The 18481-nt window shown below is 62.1% G+C and carries 19 protein-coding genes; 7 read left to right on the top strand and 12 right to left on the bottom strand.

The window, feature by feature from the left end; genetic code table 11:
* Nucleotides 1–144: 144 nt before the first annotated feature.
* On the top strand, nt 145–900 hold the full coding sequence (locus AC0L2Y_RS11290) for a heme ABC transporter permease (protein ID WP_352566281.1): 756 nt from the start codon (nt 145–147) through the stop codon (nt 898–900).
* A 13-nt stretch (nt 901–913) separates the two neighbouring features.
* Here the strand turns inward: AC0L2Y_RS11290 and AC0L2Y_RS11285 are convergent, their stop codons facing one another.
* Nucleotides 914–1972 carry a D-TA family PLP-dependent enzyme gene (locus tag AC0L2Y_RS11285; protein WP_473556063.1) on the bottom strand — a complete coding sequence of 353 codons (1059 nt, stop codon included), beginning with the start codon at nt 1970–1972 and terminating at the stop codon, nt 914–916.
* A gap of 140 nt (nt 1973–2112) precedes the next feature.
* Here AC0L2Y_RS11285 and AC0L2Y_RS11280 point away from each other — a divergent pair, with 140 nt between their 5' ends.
* Nucleotides 2113–2799: a D-lyxose/D-mannose family sugar isomerase gene (locus tag AC0L2Y_RS11280; RefSeq protein ID WP_473556062.1), complete on the top strand. Its 687-nt coding sequence runs from the start codon at nt 2113–2115 to the stop codon at nt 2797–2799.
* Between the two features lie 268 nt (nt 2800–3067).
* On the opposite strand, the gene AC0L2Y_RS11275 is transcribed toward AC0L2Y_RS11280, so the two are convergent.
* Genes AC0L2Y_RS11275 through AC0L2Y_RS11250 form a run of 6 tightly spaced genes read right to left on the bottom strand, consistent with a single transcriptional unit; the run spans nt 3068 to nt 9015 of the window.
* Nucleotides 3068–3934 carry an RDD family protein gene (locus tag AC0L2Y_RS11275; protein ID WP_352662951.1) on the bottom strand — a complete coding sequence of 289 codons (867 nt, stop codon included), beginning with the start codon at nt 3932–3934 and terminating at the stop codon, nt 3068–3070.
* Entirely contained in the window at nt 3921–4952 is a 1032-nt protein-coding gene (locus tag AC0L2Y_RS11270) for a stage II sporulation protein M (protein WP_473556060.1), read from the bottom strand. Before AC0L2Y_RS11270 ends, AC0L2Y_RS11275 begins: the two co-directional genes overlap by 14 nt.
* Nucleotides 4949–6253 carry a DUF58 domain-containing protein gene (locus AC0L2Y_RS11265; RefSeq protein ID WP_473556058.1) on the bottom strand — a complete coding sequence of 435 codons (1305 nt, stop codon included), beginning with the start codon at nt 6251–6253 and terminating at the stop codon, nt 4949–4951. The genes AC0L2Y_RS11270 and AC0L2Y_RS11265 overlap by 4 nt, the downstream gene beginning before the upstream one ends.
* Entirely contained in the window at nt 6250–7206 is a 957-nt protein-coding gene (locus AC0L2Y_RS11260; protein WP_473556056.1) for an AAA family ATPase, read from the bottom strand. The genes AC0L2Y_RS11265 and AC0L2Y_RS11260 overlap by 4 nt, the downstream gene beginning before the upstream one ends.
* Nucleotides 7193–8392 carry a DUF4350 domain-containing protein gene (locus tag AC0L2Y_RS11255; protein WP_473556055.1) on the bottom strand — a complete coding sequence of 400 codons (1200 nt, stop codon included), beginning with the start codon at nt 8390–8392 and terminating at the stop codon, nt 7193–7195. The genes AC0L2Y_RS11260 and AC0L2Y_RS11255 overlap by 14 nt, the downstream gene beginning before the upstream one ends.
* On the bottom strand, nt 8389–9015 hold the full coding sequence (locus AC0L2Y_RS11250) for a DUF4129 domain-containing protein (protein ID WP_473556053.1): 627 nt from the start codon (nt 9013–9015) through the stop codon (nt 8389–8391). Before AC0L2Y_RS11250 ends, AC0L2Y_RS11255 begins: the two co-directional genes overlap by 4 nt.
* Before the next feature lie 149 nt (nt 9016–9164).
* Between AC0L2Y_RS11250 and AC0L2Y_RS11245 the strand changes: the two genes are divergently transcribed.
* The gene (locus AC0L2Y_RS11245) at nt 9165–9929 is read left to right on the top strand and encodes a hypothetical protein (protein WP_473556089.1); all 765 of its coding nucleotides are present in this window, start codon (nt 9165–9167) and stop codon (nt 9927–9929) included.
* Between the two features lie 64 nt (nt 9930–9993).
* On the opposite strand, the gene AC0L2Y_RS11240 is transcribed toward AC0L2Y_RS11245, so the two are convergent.
* From AC0L2Y_RS11240 to AC0L2Y_RS11225, 4 genes are all read right to left on the bottom strand, one after another.
* Nucleotides 9994–10773, bottom strand: a complete 780-nt coding sequence (locus tag AC0L2Y_RS11240) for an N-formylglutamate amidohydrolase (protein ID WP_473556050.1) — start codon at nt 10771–10773, stop codon at nt 9994–9996.
* Entirely contained in the window at nt 10773–12092 is a 1320-nt protein-coding gene (locus AC0L2Y_RS11235; protein ID WP_473556049.1) for a type I glutamate--ammonia ligase, read from the bottom strand. Before AC0L2Y_RS11235 ends, AC0L2Y_RS11240 begins: the two co-directional genes overlap by 1 nt.
* Nucleotides 12089–12736, bottom strand: a complete 648-nt coding sequence (locus AC0L2Y_RS11230; protein WP_473556047.1) for a cysteine hydrolase family protein — start codon at nt 12734–12736, stop codon at nt 12089–12091. The genes AC0L2Y_RS11235 and AC0L2Y_RS11230 overlap by 4 nt, the downstream gene beginning before the upstream one ends.
* A 203-nt stretch (nt 12737–12939) precedes the next feature.
* A complete protein-coding gene (locus AC0L2Y_RS11225) occupies nt 12940–13569 on the bottom strand; it encodes a hypothetical protein (protein ID WP_352492971.1) in 630 nt (209 codons plus the stop codon).
* Between the two features lie 622 nt (nt 13570–14191).
* Here AC0L2Y_RS11225 and AC0L2Y_RS11220 point away from each other — a divergent pair.
* A complete protein-coding gene (locus tag AC0L2Y_RS11220) occupies nt 14192–14833 on the top strand; it encodes a peroxiredoxin-like family protein (protein ID WP_473556088.1) in 642 nt (213 codons plus the stop codon).
* A gap of 252 nt (nt 14834–15085) precedes the next feature.
* Here the strand turns inward: AC0L2Y_RS11220 and AC0L2Y_RS11215 are convergent, their stop codons facing one another.
* A complete protein-coding gene (locus tag AC0L2Y_RS11215; RefSeq protein ID WP_473556045.1) occupies nt 15086–15550 on the bottom strand; it encodes a cysteine hydrolase family protein in 465 nt (154 codons plus the stop codon).
* Nucleotides 15551–15711: 161 nt separating this feature from the next.
* On the opposite strand from AC0L2Y_RS11215, the gene AC0L2Y_RS11210 reads away from it, so the two are divergent.
* From AC0L2Y_RS11210 to AC0L2Y_RS11200, 3 genes are all read left to right on the top strand, one after another.
* Nucleotides 15712–16434 (top strand): LuxR family transcriptional regulator, encoded by a 723-nt coding sequence (locus AC0L2Y_RS11210; RefSeq protein ID WP_473556044.1) that lies wholly within the window; start codon nt 15712–15714, stop codon nt 16432–16434.
* 83 nt (nt 16435–16517) lie between these two features.
* A complete protein-coding gene (locus AC0L2Y_RS11205; RefSeq protein ID WP_473556041.1) occupies nt 16518–17162 on the top strand; it encodes an acyl-homoserine-lactone synthase in 645 nt (214 codons plus the stop codon).
* Between the two features lie 103 nt (nt 17163–17265).
* The gene (locus AC0L2Y_RS11200; RefSeq protein ID WP_473556040.1) at nt 17266–18321 is read left to right on the top strand and encodes a hypothetical protein; all 1056 of its coding nucleotides are present in this window, start codon (nt 17266–17268) and stop codon (nt 18319–18321) included.
* The last annotated feature ends 160 nt before the right edge of the window (nt 18322–18481 follow it).

Here is an 18481-nt window from a genome sequence, read left to right as displayed (position 1 = left end):
AGGCAGCGCTCTCGGCGCTCAAAAAAGCATATATCTCTCAAATCGCATATCTATGCGCCTTCTCTGCAAAGGCCTCAAGGGGGGAGAAGGGAAGGCGCGCCGCTGTGGTTGCCGCAACTCCGCCGGCGGTCTATGTAAAGCCGCATGAGCGACACGACTTCACGCCTCTCCGGCTGGATGGACCTTGCCAACCCAACGCGGTTCGTCGGGCTGGCCGACAAGGTCGTGCCGTGGTTGGCGAGCGTCGCCGCCATCGTCCTCGCTGTCGGTCTCTATATGAGCTTCACGGCGCCTGAGGACTTCCAGCAGGGCATCACCGTGCGCATCATGTATATCCACGTGCCTTTCGCCTGGCTTGCCATGATGTGCTACACGTTGATGGCGGTCTCCGCGCTTGGCACGCTGGTCTGGCGCCATCCGCTGGCCGACGTGGCGCTGAAATCGGCGGCACCGATCGGTGCCGTCTTCACCGCCCTTGCGCTGATCACCGGTTCGATCTGGGGTAAGCCGATGTGGGGCACCTGGTGGGTGTGGGACGCCCGGCTGACCTCGGTCTTCATCCTGTTCCTGATGTATCTCGGCATTATCGCCCTGACCCGCGCGCTCGACGATGCCGGGCGTGCCGCCTGGGCCGCCGCCATCATCACCCTGGTCGGCTTCATCAACATTCCGATCATCAAATTTTCGGTCGACTGGTGGAACACGCTGCATCAGCCGGCTTCGGTGTTCCGTCTCGGCGGCCCGACCATCGACCCGAGCCTGTTGTGGCCTCTTCTGGTCATGGCAGTCGGCTTCACAGTCCTGTTCTTTGCGCTGCACCTGATGGCAATGCGGACCGAGATCCGGCGCCGCCGCGTCATTTCGATGCGCCGGGTTGCCGCGAGACAAGCCGAGCGTTAGCCAACCGACAGGATCAAGCCATCCGCCCGCGCGCCTTGACCGGCAGCGTCTCGATCACCTTGTCGCCTTCGATCAGATGTACCTCGTCGAACAGATTGGTGACGACGCAGCAATGGTCGGGCACGACGCGCACGCGCTCGCCGATGCCAAGCTCGGCGCCACCCGAAAGCGTGACGTTGCCGTGCTCTTCGCTGAGGCTGGTCACCCTTGCGCCTGAAATGCCCAGCAGCTCGCCGAAATCGGCGAGTCCCAGCGTGTCGCTGGACAGGGCCTTGCTGCCGGCGTCGAGGATGGCGCGCGTCGGCGTTGGACGGCTGACCACAGTCGACAGCACGGTCAGCGCGCAATCGTCGAGTCTGCCGACGCCTTTGGCGACCTGGTAGCGGTCGAGATAAATGTAGGTGCCGGGGCGGTATTCAGTGACGACGGAATGCTCACCCGAGCGCCACATATCGGGCGTGCCGCCGCTGGAGATGCGCTCGCAGGCAAGGCCGGCTGCGGCAAGTGCTTGCTGCGCATCGGCGAGCCACGCCTCGGTCTCGGCGGCGCGGCCCGCCCCCGGGTAGGTCATCAAGCCGCCGAAGACGAGCCCCCGGACCTTGCCGATCTCGCTCGCCAGCGCGACTGCTTCGCCGGCCGACTGCACACCGCAGCGGCCCATGCCGGTGTCGCATTCGACCAGCACCGGCAGGCGGTGGCCGGGATCGGTAAAGGTGGCGGCAAGTCCCATCAGCGTGTCCATGCTGTCGGTCGTCACCGACAGGGTTACGCGGCCGTGCAGCGCCTTGAGGCGCTCCAGCTTGGCCCGCCCGAGGATATTGTAGGGCAGAAAGATGTCGGTCAGTCCGGCATCGGCCATGATCTCGGCCTCGCCGATCTTCTGGCAGGTAATGCCGATGGCGCCGGCCGCGACTTGCTTCTTCGCCCAGTAGGGTAGCTTGTGGGTCTTCATGTGTGGCCGGAGCTTCAGCCCGTGCCGGTCGGCATGGGCCTGCGCCCGCGCGATATTGGCTTCGGCGCGGCCGGCGTCGATCAGGATCGCCGGCGTATCGAGGTCGTCTATGCTGCGCATGGAATGTCACCTTTGGGAATTTGTCGGGACTTATGGCCCTGATCGTCGCCGATGTCATGAGGCCAGAATGCGGTTTACGTCGACACCGGATCGGTGTTCGGTTATGCGCTGTAGGCGCCGCCTGAAGAAGGAACCACGACATGAAACGCTCCGCCATCAACGACATCATCCGCGACGCCGACGCCTTCATCCGTTCGTTCGGCTACATCATGCCGCCCTTCGCCTACTGGACCCCGGAAGAGATGAAGGCGCACCGGCAGGATTCGGCGGCCATCTTCTCCTCCCGGCTCGGCTGGGACATCACCGATTACGGCCAGGAGAAATTCGACGAGCTCGGCCTGTTCCTGTTCACCGTTCGCAACGGCCGCTACGAGGACATGAAGAAGGGCATGGGCATGCTCTATGCCGAGAAGATCATGATCTCGCGCAAGGATCAGCTGTCGCCGATGCACCGCCACAACATCAAGGCCGAAGACATCATCAACCGAGGCGGCGGCAAACTGGTGCTGGAGCTGTTCATGCACGATCGCGATGGCGGCATCGATCCGAAGGCCGAAGTAACCGTGCCTGTCGACGGAACCATTCACAGGCTGCCTGCGGGTGGGTTCTTAAAGCTCGACCCGGGCCAGAGCGTCACGTTGCTGCCGGGTGTCTGGCACGCCTTCTGGGCCGAAGGCAAGGACGTGCTGATCGGCGAGGTCTCGACAGTCAACGACGATCTCACCGACAACGTTTTCCGCGAGCCGATCGGCCGCTTCGCGGACATCGACGAGGACACAGCACCGCTGCACCTGTTGGTGTCCGATTATGAGAAGTGGGTGGGGTAGGGCACGGGGTATTTGAACCGGCCTCATGAGAGGGGCTCATCAGGTTCGTCGGCGTCGCCCCTCATTGCCCTGCCGGGCATTTCTCCCCGTATAGTGACGGGGAGAAAGGCGCTATCGCAAACGGTTTCGCTAATTGGCAGCGTTGCGGAATAGCCGCTCGCGCCGCGGCATCTCCCCTTCTCCCCGTCACTATACGGGGAGAAGGTGCCGGCAGGCGGATGAGGGGCAGCACCGACGCTTCTCGCTAGGTGGGCCTGTTCGGCAACTGCTACCGCGCGTGCTTGTCAGCCCTGCGGTTGCCCAGCAGGAGCTTGCGTTCGAGATGTGCCCGCAACTCCCCATAATACGCCGTCAGGAACGCGCGTGCGTCATGGGCTTGTGGTGCCGCGCCGATCTTGCGTCCGATTGTTTCGGCCACCGTCCGCAGTGCGAAATAGTCGTCGCGGCGCAGCACTTCCTCGAGCTTGTGGAGTTCGGCAATCCCGTAGGCGTCGAGCTGGGCGTGGCTGAACCGGAAGGCGCCGGCCGCCGGATCCTGCCGGGCCGACAAATCTTCCAGCAACGCGCGCTTCGGTGCCTCGACCACCCAGGTTCCCGCCAACAGGTCGCCGATCCGCATGCGGTCTCGATTGAACAGCGGGAACAAGGCAAACAGCAGCGTCCACACCAGTCCGAACACCGTCGTCAGCGTGTCGGCAAGGTCAGTCCCGCTGCGTCCGGCGATGATCGAGAGCGGCAAGAACACCTCGATTTCGCGCATCAGGTTGCGGGCGATGACCTGGTCGATCGACAGGCCGTCGCCGCTGCGGGACGCGACCCGGATGCCGACGATCCGCTTGCCGGGCGTAGCCGCGCGCCGGCCCGCTTCGAAGACGATGAAGTAGGCGTTGCGCAGAAAGAAGATCAGGATGATCCAAACGACGAAGAGCGGCTGAAATCCCTCGCTGCCAAGGCCTCCCACCCCGAACAGCGCGACGATCGTGATCACGATTGCAGCCACGGCGATGAACACGATGTCGAGTAGGAAGGCGGAGGCCCGCGTGCCGGCGTCGGCGAGCCTAATCCGGAGATCGACGCCTTCGGGCGTGATCAGCGGCCGTATAGCCGCGAAGGCGGCGCGTTTAACGATCGCCATGCCGCACCGCCCGGAACAGATAGAAGTAACCGATCCACAGCACCAGCATGCCACCGCCAATGGCGTAGCGCGTGACGTCGCTGGTGATGGTCTGCCTGCCAATGCCCTCGAGCAGCCCGGCAAACAGCAGCATGATCGAGACCCCGACCATGGCGTTCGCGGCGATGCGTCCGGCGCGAGCCGCTGCCGCCATGCGTGTCAATTCGCCGGGAAAGGCGATGCTGGTGCCGATGCGCATACCGGCCGCGCCGGCCAAAGAGATTGCGAACAATTCGGTGGTGCCGTGGATGGCCAGCCACCCGCCAAGCTCCATGCCAAGCCCTTTGGACCAATAGACTTGGAACAACGCCCCGATCATGCAGCCGTTGAACAGCATCAGCAGTACCGTCGGCACCGCGAAGGCGAAGCCAAGGGCGAAGGCCAGGATTGCGACCTGGACGTTGTGCGTGAACAGATAGGCGGCAAAGCCTGAGAGAAAGCCATTGTCGCCATCATAAAGCATGCCGCGCAGCAGTTCGGCCGAGGTGTCGGGGCCGCGGCCTCCTGCCAGGCCGGGCGGGATGATCGCGTCGAACCAGCTCTTGTCGGATGCCACCAGCCAGGCGCCTGCACCAATGCCGATCACCATCAGCGCGACCGACGTCAATGTCTCGCGCCACAGGTCGCGAATGGCTTCGGGCCAGTCGTGCAGGAAGAAATCGGCGAGGCGCTGGCGCAGCCCGCGGCGTGCGCCATAGAGATAGAAATAACCGCGCAACGACAGCGCCTCGAGATAGCCGACCAGCGCATTATCGAGCGATGTCGCCCGCGCCACCGAAAGAGAAGACAGCGCCGATCGATAGAGCAGCGGCAGCGACAGCAGCTCCTCTTCGGAAAGCGTCCGCGGCGCACGCTTCTCGACACGCGCCAGCAGTGCCTCGAATGCCTTCCAGTCGGTCTCGCGCTCGCGGCGGAAGCTGGCCAGAGACTGGCGTACCGCATCGCCGCGTACCGCATTGCCGGGTACTGGCGCCGTCACAGCAAATCCTCCTGCTTGAACTGCAGATAACGCTCGACCAGCGCAGGACCCAGCCGGTTGTGGTCGGCTTCGATCACATGGGCGCCGAGCAGGCGCAACCGGCCGATGACGACCTGCCTTTCGCGCAAGAGCCCTCCGGCGACAACCGCGCGGGCAACGTCCTCGCCGGAGCGTGGCGGCATGTCGGCCAGGCCCTCCAGTTCGGTGTCCTTCATCATCATGAACAGCACGAGATGCCGTTCGGTGAGCCGGCCCACGGTGCGCAGCATCAATTCCGCGCTGATCGGATCGACGAAATCGGTGAAGATGATGACCAGCGAGCGGCGGTCAAGCCTCGCCGCCAGCGTCGTCAACGCCAGGGTGAAGTTGGTCTCTTCGCTGGAATAGTCGATCTCGGCGGCCCGTTTCTGGATCATCGCAAAGCTGGCGGGGCCGCGTACCGCCCCGCTTGAAACGCGCGGCCTTGCATCGAAGCCGAACAGGCTGACCATGTCGCCGCCCTTCAGCGCGATGAATGCCGACAGCAAGGCGGCCGTCACCGCCCGGTCCACCTTCGGCACACCGTCGACCGGCTCGCACATCAGGCGTCCGCTATCGATGGCCAGCACGATGTTGTTGTTCTCCTCGACGCGGAACTCGCGCGCCAAAAGCTTGCCGTGGCGGGCGCTGCGCTTCCAGTCGATCATGCGCCGGCCCATGCCCGGCTGGTAATCCTTGAGTGCGTCGAACTCGCGGCCTTGACCGGCGCGGCGCTGCGCATGGCCTTCGGCAAGCGCCGCATGTTGCAGCAGGGTGATCGCCTCGCCGCGGGCGCTGCTGACGTCGGGCAGCACCGCAACCTTGCTTTCCACCGGCAGCACCACCTGGTTCCAGACCAGCCCGAACGGCCCGCGCCAGCGCACCCAGAGACGGTCGAAGCTGGCGACGCCGCGCCGCAGCGCCTGGAAGCGGAGGTCGAGCGAACCTCCGGCGGTTGGAAGCAAGGCGCCGCCGCTGCCGCTCACCGGCACCAGACGCGCATCGTACCCGACGCGAGCCTCCGCTGCGCGCGGTCCCGAGTGACGGGCGGCGATTTGCACGCCGAACTCGCCGCCGACACCGACCTGCTGCGGCGCATCGATGCTGGCATTCAGCGATGCCCGCCCGCGTCCGGCCGCGGCATCCACCGCCAGGAAGGCAAGCAGCAGGCAGCTCCACAGCAATCCCAGATACCAGAACGACGGCAGTGCCAGCGCGACCAGGAAGGCCGGCACGGCGCCGGCCGCCGCTGCCCATACCGCTCGGCCGCTGGGATAGATCAACGTGGTGCTTCCGTCTGGTCGACCAGGTCGGAGACGATCTGCTCGACCAGACGGCCATCGATCTGGGCGGCAGGCGAAAGGATGACGCGATGACGCAGCGCCGGCACTGCCAGCGCCTTGACGTCGTCGGGGATCACGTAGGCGCGTCCGTCCAGTGCCGCCCTGGCACGCGCCGCCCGCGCCAGCATGGCGCCCGCGCGGGGGCTGGCTCCGACTTCCAAATCGGCATTTTCGCGCGTAGCCCGAACCAGCGCCGCTATGTAGCCGACGACATCGTCGACGAGGGTGACGGAGCCGACGATTTCAAGGGCCTCCTGCAGCGTCTCGCGGTTAGTCTGTGCCTTGATGCCATATTGCGCGATGTCGTGCGAGGCGGAGCCGCCGCCGTGATGGACGATGATGGCCCGTTCTTCCTCGGGGCCGGGATAGCTGACGCGGTGCTTGAACAGGAAGCGGTCGAGCTGCGCCTCGGGCAGTGGGTAGACGCCCTGGTGCTCGATCGGATTCTGGGTCGCGACGACCATGAAATTGCGACCGAGCGAATGCGTGGTGCCGTCGAACGTGACCGCATGCTCCTGCATCGCCTCGAGCAGTGCGGCTTGCGTCTTGGGCGGCGTGCGGTTGATTTCGTCGGCAAGCAGGAGATCGCAGAAGATCGGACCGCGCGTCAGCGTGAACTGCCCCGTCTGGAAGTTGTAGATGTTCGACCCGACGATATCGCCGGGCATCAGGTCCGGCGTGAACTGGATCCGCCCGTAGGCGATCCCAAGCGCCTGGGCGAAGCAGCGTGCGGTCATGGTCTTGGCCGTGCCGGGCGGACCTTCGAGCAGGATATGCCCGCCCGCAAACAAGGCGGTCAGCATCAGGTCGACCGTATCGTGCTGCCCGGTAATCGCCTTGGCCACTTCTTCCCTGATCCGTGTCGCCAGGGCCTTCACATCATCGACGTTCACCGAGCCTCCTTGCCGTCCAGTCGTGCAGCCGTTCTGCTGCCTGTTGCATCTGCGTCAGGTTCTTCGCCTCGCCGGCGGCTTGCGAACGCGTCGTGAAGCCGCCGGCTTGCTCCTTATCGCGAGAGTCGAGCCAGTGGTCGAGCGCTTTGCCTTGCAACCCATGCGGTGCCCCGAGCAGCGCGCCGGCGCGCACCCGCATCAAGGCCGCATAGCGGCCTCCCAGTTCGTCCAGCCGGCCGGCCCGCCGCATGAGCATCGCCGTCGTATCGACCAGCGCACGCTTGCCGAAGGCGATCGCACGCTGGTCGGCGCGCGGCGGGCCGAACCGGCCAAGGCCATGCAGGAACGCCAGCGCCGCGGCGATCAGGATCGTCAGTGTCAGCGCCAGGAACGGCGGCTCGACCAGAAGCTTGGCCAGATCATACTTTCGCCCCGCGCCATGCAGCGTCAGGTCGAACATCACCGGCCCGTCGTCCGGCTGGAGCAAGGCGATCAGCCCGAGCGCGGCTGCTGCCTTGTCGGGATCCTTGAGGGCGGCGTTGTTGATCAGGTCGGGGTCGGTCAGGATATAGAACGGCTTGTCGTCTAGTTCGGTAAGCACAGCCTTGTCATTGCCGGCTGCGATGAGAGGGTACTTGTCGGCCACCCACTGCAATTCTTCGGGTGCGGCAACCATGTTGCCTTCGATGTCCAGTTGCTTTGCCGTGCTCTGGCCGGCACCGATCTTTGCATCGGCTATCCGCCCAAGCCATTCGTTCACCACCGACCCGGGCAATCGCCCGAATTTCATGTTCCAGCCTTCATGCCCCTGGAGCGGCAGGATCTGCCATTTGGGCAGCACGAAGAGCGTGTTCTGGTCCTGGCGAAGTTTCAGGATGTGGTCGAGCGCCTCCGGATCGCTGTCGGGCGAGATGGTGACGATCAGCAGCATGTCGGTGCCGAGATCGTCCTCGGTCCGCGCCATCAAGGGCGCTTCGCCGGTGAGCCGCAGCCATTCCGCCAGACCGGCGTAGCCGACGCCGCTTTTCGACAGCGGCGTGGCGCCGCCATTGCCGGGTTGCCGGAAATCGGGGGCGTAGGTGGACAGCAGGAAGAAACCGGCTGCCGCAAGCAGGCTGGCGAAAATCCCCCAAAACAGTGTCTTTCGATTGAACGGCTCCTGTGCCTCGACCGCCGGTGCACTCACGTCCAGGCATCCCGGAAGGCGAACCGTTCATAGGCGCCGCGTGCTTGCCGCCAGCCATCAGCGCCGACCGGCCGGCGCGCGAACAGCGCCGCCTCGACAATGCGGGCGATCTCGGTAAACGCATGGCGTGCCCTTCCTGGCAGGGAAGGGGCATTGGCGATGTCGCGCGCGGTGAGCGACGGGCGCAGGAAGTCCGGCAGCCGGCCGGCGATATCGGCGACGCTGCGCCGAAGCAAAAGGTGAACCGCCTCGTCATAGTCGCCGCGTGCGGCCAGCGCATCCGCTTGCGACAGCAGGATCTGCGCGGCGCCGGCGTCTGGGCGCCAGGTTTCTTCGTCTTCGACTTCGGGCCGAGCGCGCTGCCACGGCAGCCGCCAGGCGATGCCTTTCACCTCGAGGAAGACCAAAAGCAGGATGATTGCGACGCCCGATATCACCGCCCCCCAGAACAGATAGATCATGTAGGGGCCGAGCCACGACAAAAAATCCTGCAGCGGCTTCAGCCACTCGGGCGGCTTCGGCGGTACATAGGCCGGCAGGTCGAACTGGATCGACTCGTCGGCGATCAGCTGCTTGTGCAGATTGGTCAGCCGTTCGGCTTCCGCTGTGCCTGGCTGTGCCACCGCCACCCGCTCCCCTGCAACCTGTGGTTCCCAGCCGACACTGACAATGCAGCGGAACAATTGCAAGTGGGCTGGACGGCGACCGCCAATCTTGGCAGATTTACCAGGGGGCCGCCAGCCATGTGGCGGTGAGGCAGGGGGAAAGCATCATGACATCAGTGACACTGGAACGGCCGAACAAATTTCGCATCGGCAGGGTTTTCAACGACAGCTTCGCTGTCATCAGCCGCAATCCAGTGCTTTGCCTTGGATTGGCCATGCTGTTCTCAGGCTTGCCTACGCTCCTTTACCAGCTTTGGATTTGGAAATGGGCGACCAACGTCGAGGCTGGCGTTCCGGAGTTCTCAGCCCAACGAATCACTGCCACGATCGTTGGCGTGTTGGTTTCCATGACACTGTCGGCAATCCTGCAGGCGGCGCTGGTGCGTGCCGCGATCGAGGATCTGAACGGCAAGCGACCATTGATTGGCGATTGCCTCAAGACGGCAATCTCCCTCCTGCTGCCGGTAATAGGCATCGCGCTGCTGGTGAGCCTCGGCGCCGCCGCCGGCGCGATGCTTCTGCTCGTTCCCGGCATCATATTGTGGCTTCGTTGGTCTGTCGCTGTGCCTGTTTTGGTTCAGGAAAGACTGGGGGTCTTCGGCAGCATGAAGCGCAGCCGGGAACTTACCAAAGGAAGCCGCTGGGCTCTGTTCGGATTCTGGATTGTCCTGTTCATAGCTGTGGTGCTGATCCAGGCCGTGCTCAGCCGTGCGATCATGGTCTTTGGCCTAACCACCGGCATATTTCTTGGCGCCCTGGTGACAGCGATCGTATCCATTGTGACGTCGATTGCCCCGGCAGTCAGCTATGTCGAGCTGCGCCAGGTCAAGGAAGGCACCAGCGTCGAAGACTTGGCGGAAATCTTCTCCTGAGGACGGGTGGAGGCTTTTCATCGACGGCTCGGCTCTCGCGTTGCGCTCGACCAGCCGAGCTTGGTCACAACGCCTTTGTCTGCTGCGCCGGCAACGCAGCGGCCAGCCGCTTCGCCCATTCCTCGATGCCGGAGCGGCCCGCCAGCAGGTCCTGCCTGATCTCGATGAGGACCGCGGGAATGCCGCGATCGTCGCCATGGACGGGTATGGCGTAGTCGCCGTCGCGGCTGATCACGTAAGGCTCGTTTGCCGCGGCGTTGAGCGCACTATCGGCGCGCAGGCCGGCGAGCACTGCCTGGCCGAACTCGATTGCCCGATCGTAAAGCACGCCGGCGTGCCAGGGCCGCGCAATGCCGAGAAAGACCGGCGTGAAGGAGTGGATCGTCGCGATCCGCGTCGGTCTGCCCTGCTTCGCCCGGTCGTGGAGGTGGGCGGCGACGCGGTCATGAAACGGCGCGAACATGATTTCGGCACGCCGGCTTCGCTCCTCCAGATCGAGGCCGACATTGCCGGGGATGCCGGTGTCCTCCGACAGCGCCGGAATGCTGCCGCTGGAACCAAGCGGCCGGTTGAGATCGATCAAAAGCCGCGAATAGGAGCTGAGGAAGGCTGTAGCATCGAGCAGCTTCGACAGAGCGCGAGTCACTTCGGCGGCGCCGATGTCCCAGGCGATATGGCGCTGCAAATGGCTGCTGTCGAGACCGAGCCGCGCATACTCGGCCGGGATGTGATTGGACGCGTGCTCGCATATCAGAACGATATCGGAACGCCCCGTTTCGTTGATCGCTTCGACCGCTGGTGGCCAACCTTCAGGTTGGATGGCGTTGGCAACCGGCTCAGCCATCAGTACAGCGTCCGGTAGAGGTCGCAGACAGCCACTGGATCAAGCCCGGCGAGGCGCTCGGTCTCATGCCGCTTGAGGCCGACAAAAGTCTCGACGAACACCGGCGCGAACCATCCGGTCACGGTATTGTCGGCGACCAGCGCGTCGAGTGCCGCAGGCAGCGTTTCCGGCAGCCGCACGAGCCCTAGCTTCTTGCGCTCGGCAACGCTCATCTGCGTCGGGTCGCCAGCGACCAGCGGCGGCGCCGGCAGCTTGGCCTTCAGCCCCTCCAGCCCGGCGCGCACGATTGCCGCCAGCGACAAATAGGGATTGCCGGTGGCGTCCGCCGCCCGGTATTCGATGTTGTACTGCCGCGCCGGATCGCGCCCGCCGATTGTCACCATCGGGCAGATGCGCAGGCTCGCCTCGCGGTCGCGGTCGGCAAGCCAGGTGTAGGACGAGCTCCAGCTATGCGGCTTCAGCCGGTAGTAGGACGACACGCTCGCCGCCGTCATGGCGGTGATGCCGGGCAGGTGGCGCAGCACGCCGGCACAGAACGAAGCGGCCCGACTGGAAAGGCCGCCCGGCTGGGCCGGGTCGTAGGTCACCGGCTTGCCGGCCTCGTCGACGAAACTGAAATGGATGTGGACGCCGTTGCCGACGGCATCGGGAGCGATCTTGGGCGCGAAGCTCGCCCGCCACCCGGCAGTCCGCGCGACTTCGCGTGTGATCTCGCGGATGGCGACTGCGCGATCGGCCGCGGCAAGCGCATCGGCTGGCTCGCATGTCACCTCGAATTGGTCGGTGCCGAATTCGGCGATCACCACTTCGGGCGCGACACCGGCTTCCGCCAGCGCCGCCATCAGGTTGGCGGCAAACGGGTCGGTGCGGCGCAGTGCTGCCAACGACATCGAATGAGCCGGGCCAAAGTCGCCCTCGATGTGGAATTCATGCTCGAAGGCGGCGATGACGGAAAGTCCGGTCGCCGCCTTCAACTGCGCCAGCGCATCGCTCAGCATGGTCCGGGTGCAGCCGACCCACGGGCTGCCGTCGAGTTCGACGATGTTGCCGGCGACCATATCGAAAGTCGTCGCCGATCCGGTCAGCGCCGTGCGAAACCGCGCGTTGAGATCGGGAACGAGCCGCACATCGCCTGACGAGCCCCAGGGATTGGGATCGACGATCGAGTTGAACGGCGTCAGCGACAGATTGGCCTGCAGCCAGCCGACACCGGTCGCGGCGATCGTCTGCAGCCTGCTTTCGACGACGGAGCGGCCGCGCGTGATCGCCGAAAGGTCGGTGGTGACGACGGCAACGAGCGGTTCGACGGTCGATGTCATGCAGTTTTTCCCAAGGCTTCGAAACGGGCAGTAACGATGGCGGTGTCGGCGACCCAGCAATAGCCGCCGAAGGCCTTGAGCGCGTCGTCATGGCGTTCCTGCGAGGCGGCGGCGCAGGCGTCCGATACGCAAGTGACTAGGTAGCCGCGATCGGCGGCATCGCGCACCGCCATGTCGACGCACTGGTCGGTCATGATGCCGGCGACGATCAGATAACGCACGCCGAGGTTCTTCAGGACATAGTCGATGTTGGTCGAGTTGAAGACGCCCGACGATGTCTTCGGCAGCATGATCTCGTCGCCGACCGGAGCCAGCGACGGCACCGGCAGGCCCTCCGGCCGGCTCGGCGCGATGTGGATCGGCGTCAGCTTGTGGTCGAGCGAGCGGTCGCGGCCGTCTTCGGTCAGGCTCTGGATGATGGTGTGGATCACCTCGACGCCGTTGGCCCGCGCCGCCGCCAGCAGGCGCTGCTGGTTGGGAATCGTCTGCGACGCCGTCTGCCGGTAGAAATAATGCTCGGGACCGCGCTCCGGATGCGCCGGATCGGCGCCGGGCTCCAGCCAGACGCGCTGCATGTCGACCAAGAGCAGTGCGGTTTCACCAGCCCGGAACGGCTCGTTTCGTTTCGGCAGTGGTGGAGTCATGCTCGGGTCCTGTGTTGCTCAAAGTCGTCCGGCCATCTTGCTGCGTCGGTTCCCACAGTGTGACCTGTTCAGCATAAAGCGCGACAGTCGTAAACGCTGTTAGGGCGTGTTCGAGGCCTGGACGCAGGCGCTGCTGCTGAACTTTGTGTCGGGCGTCCGATTGGAGTAACTTGGGAGATCCAGACGAACGGATACATTTTGCGTCAAACGCCGTTACGAACCCGTTCCGAATTGGTCAGGGCTTCGCCGAGGCGACCTACTGCTTGTTTCAGTGCCTTTTCCGCGGACTCCGTTAGCGATTTTGCGCCGCCCTCGCAGAGAACACCGGCATCGCCTTGTGCATTCCCCTGACCCTCCACGGTTGAACCGAGCAATCGACCGTTTCGACCATCAACAATTATCGAAGCAACAAGGTCGACATCAGTTTCTATGCCGGCAGACCAAAAACCCGGTACGACCCGCAGTCGAGCGTTTAACTCTTCGCCTTTGACCACGATCATGCCACGGCTCTTGCGCTCCGCGAGGCCAGCGGCATCGACTGGTTGATCGACGATCTCAAGTTCTGCGACCAGAGTTTCCAGCGTCTTGCGGACAGATCCAGAGAAACCGCTTCGCATATCGATCGGGTAGCTGTGAGCAGCGCAATTTAGATCCGAAGGCTTGATCGATCTATTTAGCACGGTCGAGTCTATAAACAGCAGATATTTTCCAGGAAGCTTTTCGCCGTAGCTCGAATAAACGTTGTAAGCGGCCATTGGCATCGGCTCGGCTTTATATTGGCATCCGGCAAGCGCAAACGCGGCCGCAAGAACGGCCAGCTTTCTGTATTTCATCCCCAGCCCTCCCAAAGGCAGAGGGACCATCGCGTAAGATCAGTGCAGACGCAAGTATCGATAAGGTCTTAGGAAAAATTTGAGGAGGCATCGACTTTCTGGCTCGCGGGTGCCTCCCCGGTCGTGAACGTCAGCACGAAAGCTACCCTATAGTTCTACATGCGAACGGCGGCCATGCGCCTCATGTCGGCCGTTGAGGTGATCTTCGCTGTTGCCCGATGGCGGACGTTGCCGGCGACCATCTTGGACATCGTTGTTGCGCCATTTCCAGACATTCCCGACGGTTTTCAGGAGCGGACCTTCGCCTATCGTCCGGAACCGACCCGTTGACGACGTTGGGCGTTGCGGACTTGAACCGCCAAATCGAGGTCGGGAATCTGACCTTCAGCGCAAGGGCATTCGGGGGTGCGCTCGCGTGAGGTCATTCACCACATTTGGCGGCGACCCGCAGATGCTTTTTCGTGTTATAATGGGCTTGCAACGTGCGTAATCTCGACCTCGGCAATATGGCAGAGGTCGAAAGCTATTGCCTTGGCACAGGAAGCTTTCGCCCCCGCACTTGATCGCCTCCGAAACGTGGGTGTGCTGCTTTCCCTGAGTGACCGGGGCGAGGAGGTTGTCCATGTCCACGAGTAGTGTTGACCGCCCGCTGCAGCCGGGCGACCGGGCACCGAATGTTGTGCTCAATGCGATCTCACGCGAAGGCAAGATCGCGCTTGATGATTTTCGAGGCCGTAGCCCGTTGTTGATCGGTTTGTTCCGAGGCCTGCACTGTCCGTTCTGCCGGCGCCATATCGCGGCGATGGCGCAACTCAAGCCGGCCCTGCGTGATAAAGGCGTCGAATGCCTGGCGGTGGTCAATACGCCGGTCGAGCGGGCGCGGCTCTATTTCCGTTACCACCCGGCACCCGATCTTCTCGCCGCATCCGACCCGGAGCGCGCCTCGCACCGTGCTTTCGGCTTGCGCGAGGTCGGGATGGACACGGTCATGGCGATACCGTTCCATCTTCCGGGCGAGTTGCCCGAGCCTATGGACGTCATGGCAATGAATGAATTTCTTAACAAGAAGGAAGGATATGAGATTACGGAAGCCGACCAGCAGGCGATGGCTTCCAGCCAGGCGCAGCTTGTCGGTCAGTTCCTAATCGACCGGACGGGCATCGTACGCTGGAACTTCACTGAAGTTCTGGAGGATGGCCTCAACACCTTCAGAGCGCTGAATCCCGAGGAATTGATGTCGGCAGCTTCCCAAGTTGCACATTAATAGCTTCGGAAATGGGCTGCTGAAAACTCGCTCGACGGCCACCGTCCTGTGGTGATTCTTTGGATTTAACAATCATCGAAATGCTCAGCACGGGAGGCTAAGGTCTGCCCGTGGGCTTCGTAGCGGACCGCCCCGACGCTAGAGTGAGCAAGCCGCATAGGCGCGGCGATGTCCGCTCCATGAACAGGCTATCCTGCGGTGTCAGACGCGGTACAAGCGACTCGAAGACCGCCTTCGTATCGACAATGCTTTCTATGATCGCATGTCGACGCACTGGTTGGTCATGATGCCGGCGACGATCAGGTAACGCACGCCGAGGTTTTTCAGGACATAGTCGATGTTGGTCGAGTTGAAGACGCCCGACGATGTCTTCGGCAGCATGATCTCGTCGCCGACCGGCGCCAGCGACGGCACCGGCAGGCCCTCCGGCCGGCTCGCCGCGATATGGATCGGCGTCAGCTTGTGGTCGAGCGAACGATCGCGCCCAGCTTCGGTCAGGCTCTGGATGATGGTGTGGATCACCTCGACGCCGTTGGCCTGCGCCGCCGCCAGCAGGCGCTCCTGGTTGGGGATCGTTTGCGACGCCGTCCGCCGGTAGAAATAGTGGTCACGCTCCCGATGCGCCGGATCGGCGCCGGGCTCCAGCCAGACGCGCTGCATGTCGACCAAGAGCAACGCGGTCTCGCCGGCCCGGAACGACTCGTTTCGTTTCGGCAATGCGGCGTCATGCTTGGGGTCCTGTGTTGCTGATCGCAACCCGGCTGATTTAGCTGATTTTGGTCCACACGTCCTGCGTGGCGGACACACTTATTGGGAGTATTCGAAGTTGCTAATTTGAGTTAAACTTTGTTTTCGGGCGTGGAGACGGGGTCTCTGTGATGATCGATTCAGACGTGTTCGACTTTGTCGAACGCTGCAGGAAACACACAGCCACCGGGCCGCTGCTGAGCGACCTTCTCGATACCGTGAGGAATCTCGGCTTCGAGCACCTTATACTGAGCGGTGTGCCGCTCAGTGGCCAGAAACTTGCACCGATGGTTGAACTGAATGGCTGGCCGGCCGGCTGGTTCGAACGCTATGTCGAAGCCGAGCATGCCGCGGTTGATGGTGTTTGCATTTACTCGGCAAAGACCCTGAAGCCGTTCCTTTGGTCCGAAGTACCGGCAAAGTGGTCGGATACGGAAGGTTCACGACGCGTCGCCGGCGAGGCGACGGAATTCGGCATCTGTAGCGGCTTCGCTGTGCCGATGCTCAGCATTCACCATTGGCAATCCGTGCTGTCGTTTGCCTCTTCCGCGAAGTCTTGCACCCTCTCGCCTCGCCATCAAGTGCAACTGGTGACGATGGCGGTTTATGCCGGCATGTCGATCCAGGCGTTGGCGAATGACAATGATGAGGATGAAGGCGTGCTGACCGACCGCGAGAAAGAGGTGCTGCTCTGGGCCGCGGCCGGCAAGACTTCGTCGGAAACATCCCAGATCCTTGGTCTGACCGAGCGCACCGTCAAATGGCACTCCACACGAGCCAGGGAAGCGTTTGGCGTCGCCACGACCACTCAGGCGGTCGTCGAGGCAGTGCGCCGGCGCCTGATCCACCCCTAAACGCGTCAACTGTCCCATCGGACAGGTGACGTATATTAGCGCGACTGCGAGTATCCCGTTGAGAACGATCGGGGGATCGCGCCATGATAACGGCCCACGTAGTCAACGCGCATAACAAGCATCTCTACGAAAACGAATTCGACGAATTTCTGCGCCGACGGCACGATTTCTTCGTGCATCAAAAACGCTGGCGCCCTCCGAGCCCGGATGGTCGCGAGCTGGATCAATTCGATACAGACGCGGCGACATACCTGCTGGGCATTGAAGACGATCGCGTAGTGACCTCGGCTCGATTGATCCCAACGAGCGAGCCGCACATGGTCTCGGAGGTTTTTTCTCACATGTGCGAAAAATCGGGCGTCCCAAGACGTCCCGATTGGGCCGAATGGACCCGCACATTCGTCGTTCCCGATAAACGCTCGACCGGGTTGCGGGGCACGCTCACCCAACTGTGCTGCGCGGTGATGGAATACGCTCTCGACGAGGGACTCAGCGCCGTCGGCGGCGTCCAGGAGACGTACTTCATGCCGCACCACGGGGCGCTGAAATGGCGCGCCGAGCCGATGGGTATGGCCAGGGAAGAAAACGGCGAATGGTACATCGTCGCCTATATCGAGGTGAACGAGGCGGCACTGGCGAGTGTGCGGAAGATACTTGGGATTGGGCATTCGTTGCTGGTGAGGCGGGGGGCGCAGAGGCGGTTTTTGGACGCTATGCTTCCTGCTTGAGGATCGGCGTTCAGCAGATTGTACACCTAGTGGTCAAAGTCTGACGCTCGGTGCCGGAGCCGTAAAATGTGGCCAGAAACTTAAATAGAGACAGGGAGCGATTATGAAACTCGCAGTTATATGCTCAATTTTTGTTCTAGGCGTACCAGTTGCGCATGCTCAAGAAAACCCCTGCGCCTTCTATTTTCAGCAAGATATACGAAACAAACTTGTTGTAATTGATAACAAAACTGGAAGCCAGATTTCCACTTCGAGCCTATGCAGTAATCAAAGTGACGTATCATCCACTGGTATCAGCGTCCAGTACGCTGGTGTGGGAGTTGGATTTGATCAAGCGAGCGCCGTGGCTAAGGCAATGTGCGACAATAAATTTTCAGAGTCAGATTTATCCTCCACAAACAACGTATATCAATCTGTAGTTGACCCGACGATTATACAAGCTTCGCTAGAATGCTTTAGGTTAAATTCTAAAGGGCTACATTACTCTATCCACACGGATGTAGATACGCGCTCTGTAGCCATATCAATGACATACGACGGCCCATCAGGGATAAATATAAGCGAGATGTTCTTAAATGGTAATATAAAATGTCAAGGTGAACTATACGATGCGCTTACGGCGGCAAAAGATGGTACAATTGTACTTGATACAAGATCGCGCGCGTTAATTTGTTCGTCTAAAGACGCCGCCGACCTTAATTCCTCTCGTGATGTTGCTGCTGGAAGCTTGACGATATCGACTACTGCGGGGCCGATTTATGCCCAAATTCCTCGACGTTTTTCTCCTACGCTTGAGCAGCAGTTCGCCGATATCAAATCCGTAGTCTCGTCGATTGGTGCTGCCGAACAAGATGCTAAATCCAAGCTTTCGAACTATGTTATCGCATCAGCAGTTATCAGAGCTAGTGTAGTTCAGTGGATCAGTGAAGGCGCAACTTACGACCCAAGTACCGGAAAACTATCATTCCCCAACCCTGGCGGCCTGAAAGTCATGCCTTTGTTGTCGTACATTACGCCTAACGCAAAGTATGCAACGGAGACGTGCTTTATCAATGCGGTCGGAACAGACCAAGTTATGTTGGGACAGGGCGCCCAGGATACTAGTGACAGAGGCCATTTGCCTCGTGATTGCACGATTGCAATCATTGCAAGCCGATAAAGAGGAGTTCTCCTTCGCTGAACCGGCGGCCTGCTTTGCGATTACGGGGACAGTGCACTATTTTCGCCGCCTGTCTGGTTTCCGGGTTCACGGCTTTGCCGATTTGCACGGCGATGCTCTCGGCCCATGGGTGCATCGAACAGCGCGACATCGGCGACGG

The sequence above is a fragment of the Mesorhizobium sp. WSM4830 genome (assembly GCF_055811495.1).
This window is presented reverse-complemented; position numbering and strand designations above follow the sequence as displayed.

Excerpts from the sequence above, each read along its gene's own strand:
- AC0L2Y_RS11285 (WP_473556063.1), bottom strand. The coding sequence starts at position 1,972 with ATGCGCAGCATAGACGACCTCGATACGCCGGCGATCCTGATCGACGCC.
- AC0L2Y_RS11280 (WP_473556062.1), top strand. The coding sequence starts at position 2,113 with ATGAAACGCTCCGCCATCAACGACATCATCCGCGACGCCGACGCCTTC.
- AC0L2Y_RS11290 (WP_352566281.1), top strand. The coding sequence starts at position 145 with ATGAGCGACACGACTTCACGCCTCTCCGGCTGGATGGACCTTGCCAAC.
- AC0L2Y_RS11245 (WP_473556089.1), top strand. The coding sequence starts at position 9,165 with ATGACATCAGTGACACTGGAACGGCCGAACAAATTTCGCATCGGCAGG.
- AC0L2Y_RS11235 (WP_473556049.1), bottom strand. The coding sequence starts at position 12,092 with ATGACATCGACCGTCGAACCGCTCGTTGCCGTCGTCACCACCGACCTT.
- AC0L2Y_RS11210 (WP_473556044.1), top strand. The coding sequence starts at position 15,712 with ATGATCGATTCAGACGTGTTCGACTTTGTCGAACGCTGCAGGAAACAC.
- AC0L2Y_RS11200 (WP_473556040.1), top strand. The coding sequence starts at position 17,266 with ATGAAACTCGCAGTTATATGCTCAATTTTTGTTCTAGGCGTACCAGTT.
- AC0L2Y_RS11220 (WP_473556088.1), top strand. The coding sequence starts at position 14,192 with ATGTCCACGAGTAGTGTTGACCGCCCGCTGCAGCCGGGCGACCGGGCA.
- AC0L2Y_RS11230 (WP_473556047.1), bottom strand. The coding sequence starts at position 12,736 with ATGACTCCACCACTGCCGAAACGAAACGAGCCGTTCCGGGCTGGTGAA.
- AC0L2Y_RS11275 (WP_352662951.1), bottom strand. The coding sequence starts at position 3,934 with ATGGCGATCGTTAAACGCGCCGCCTTCGCGGCTATACGGCCGCTGATC.
- AC0L2Y_RS11205 (WP_473556041.1), top strand. The coding sequence starts at position 16,518 with ATGATAACGGCCCACGTAGTCAACGCGCATAACAAGCATCTCTACGAA.
- AC0L2Y_RS11225 (WP_352492971.1), bottom strand. The coding sequence starts at position 13,569 with ATGAAATACAGAAAGCTGGCCGTTCTTGCGGCCGCGTTTGCGCTTGCC.
- AC0L2Y_RS11240 (WP_473556050.1), bottom strand. The coding sequence starts at position 10,773 with ATGGCTGAGCCGGTTGCCAACGCCATCCAACCTGAAGGTTGGCCACCA.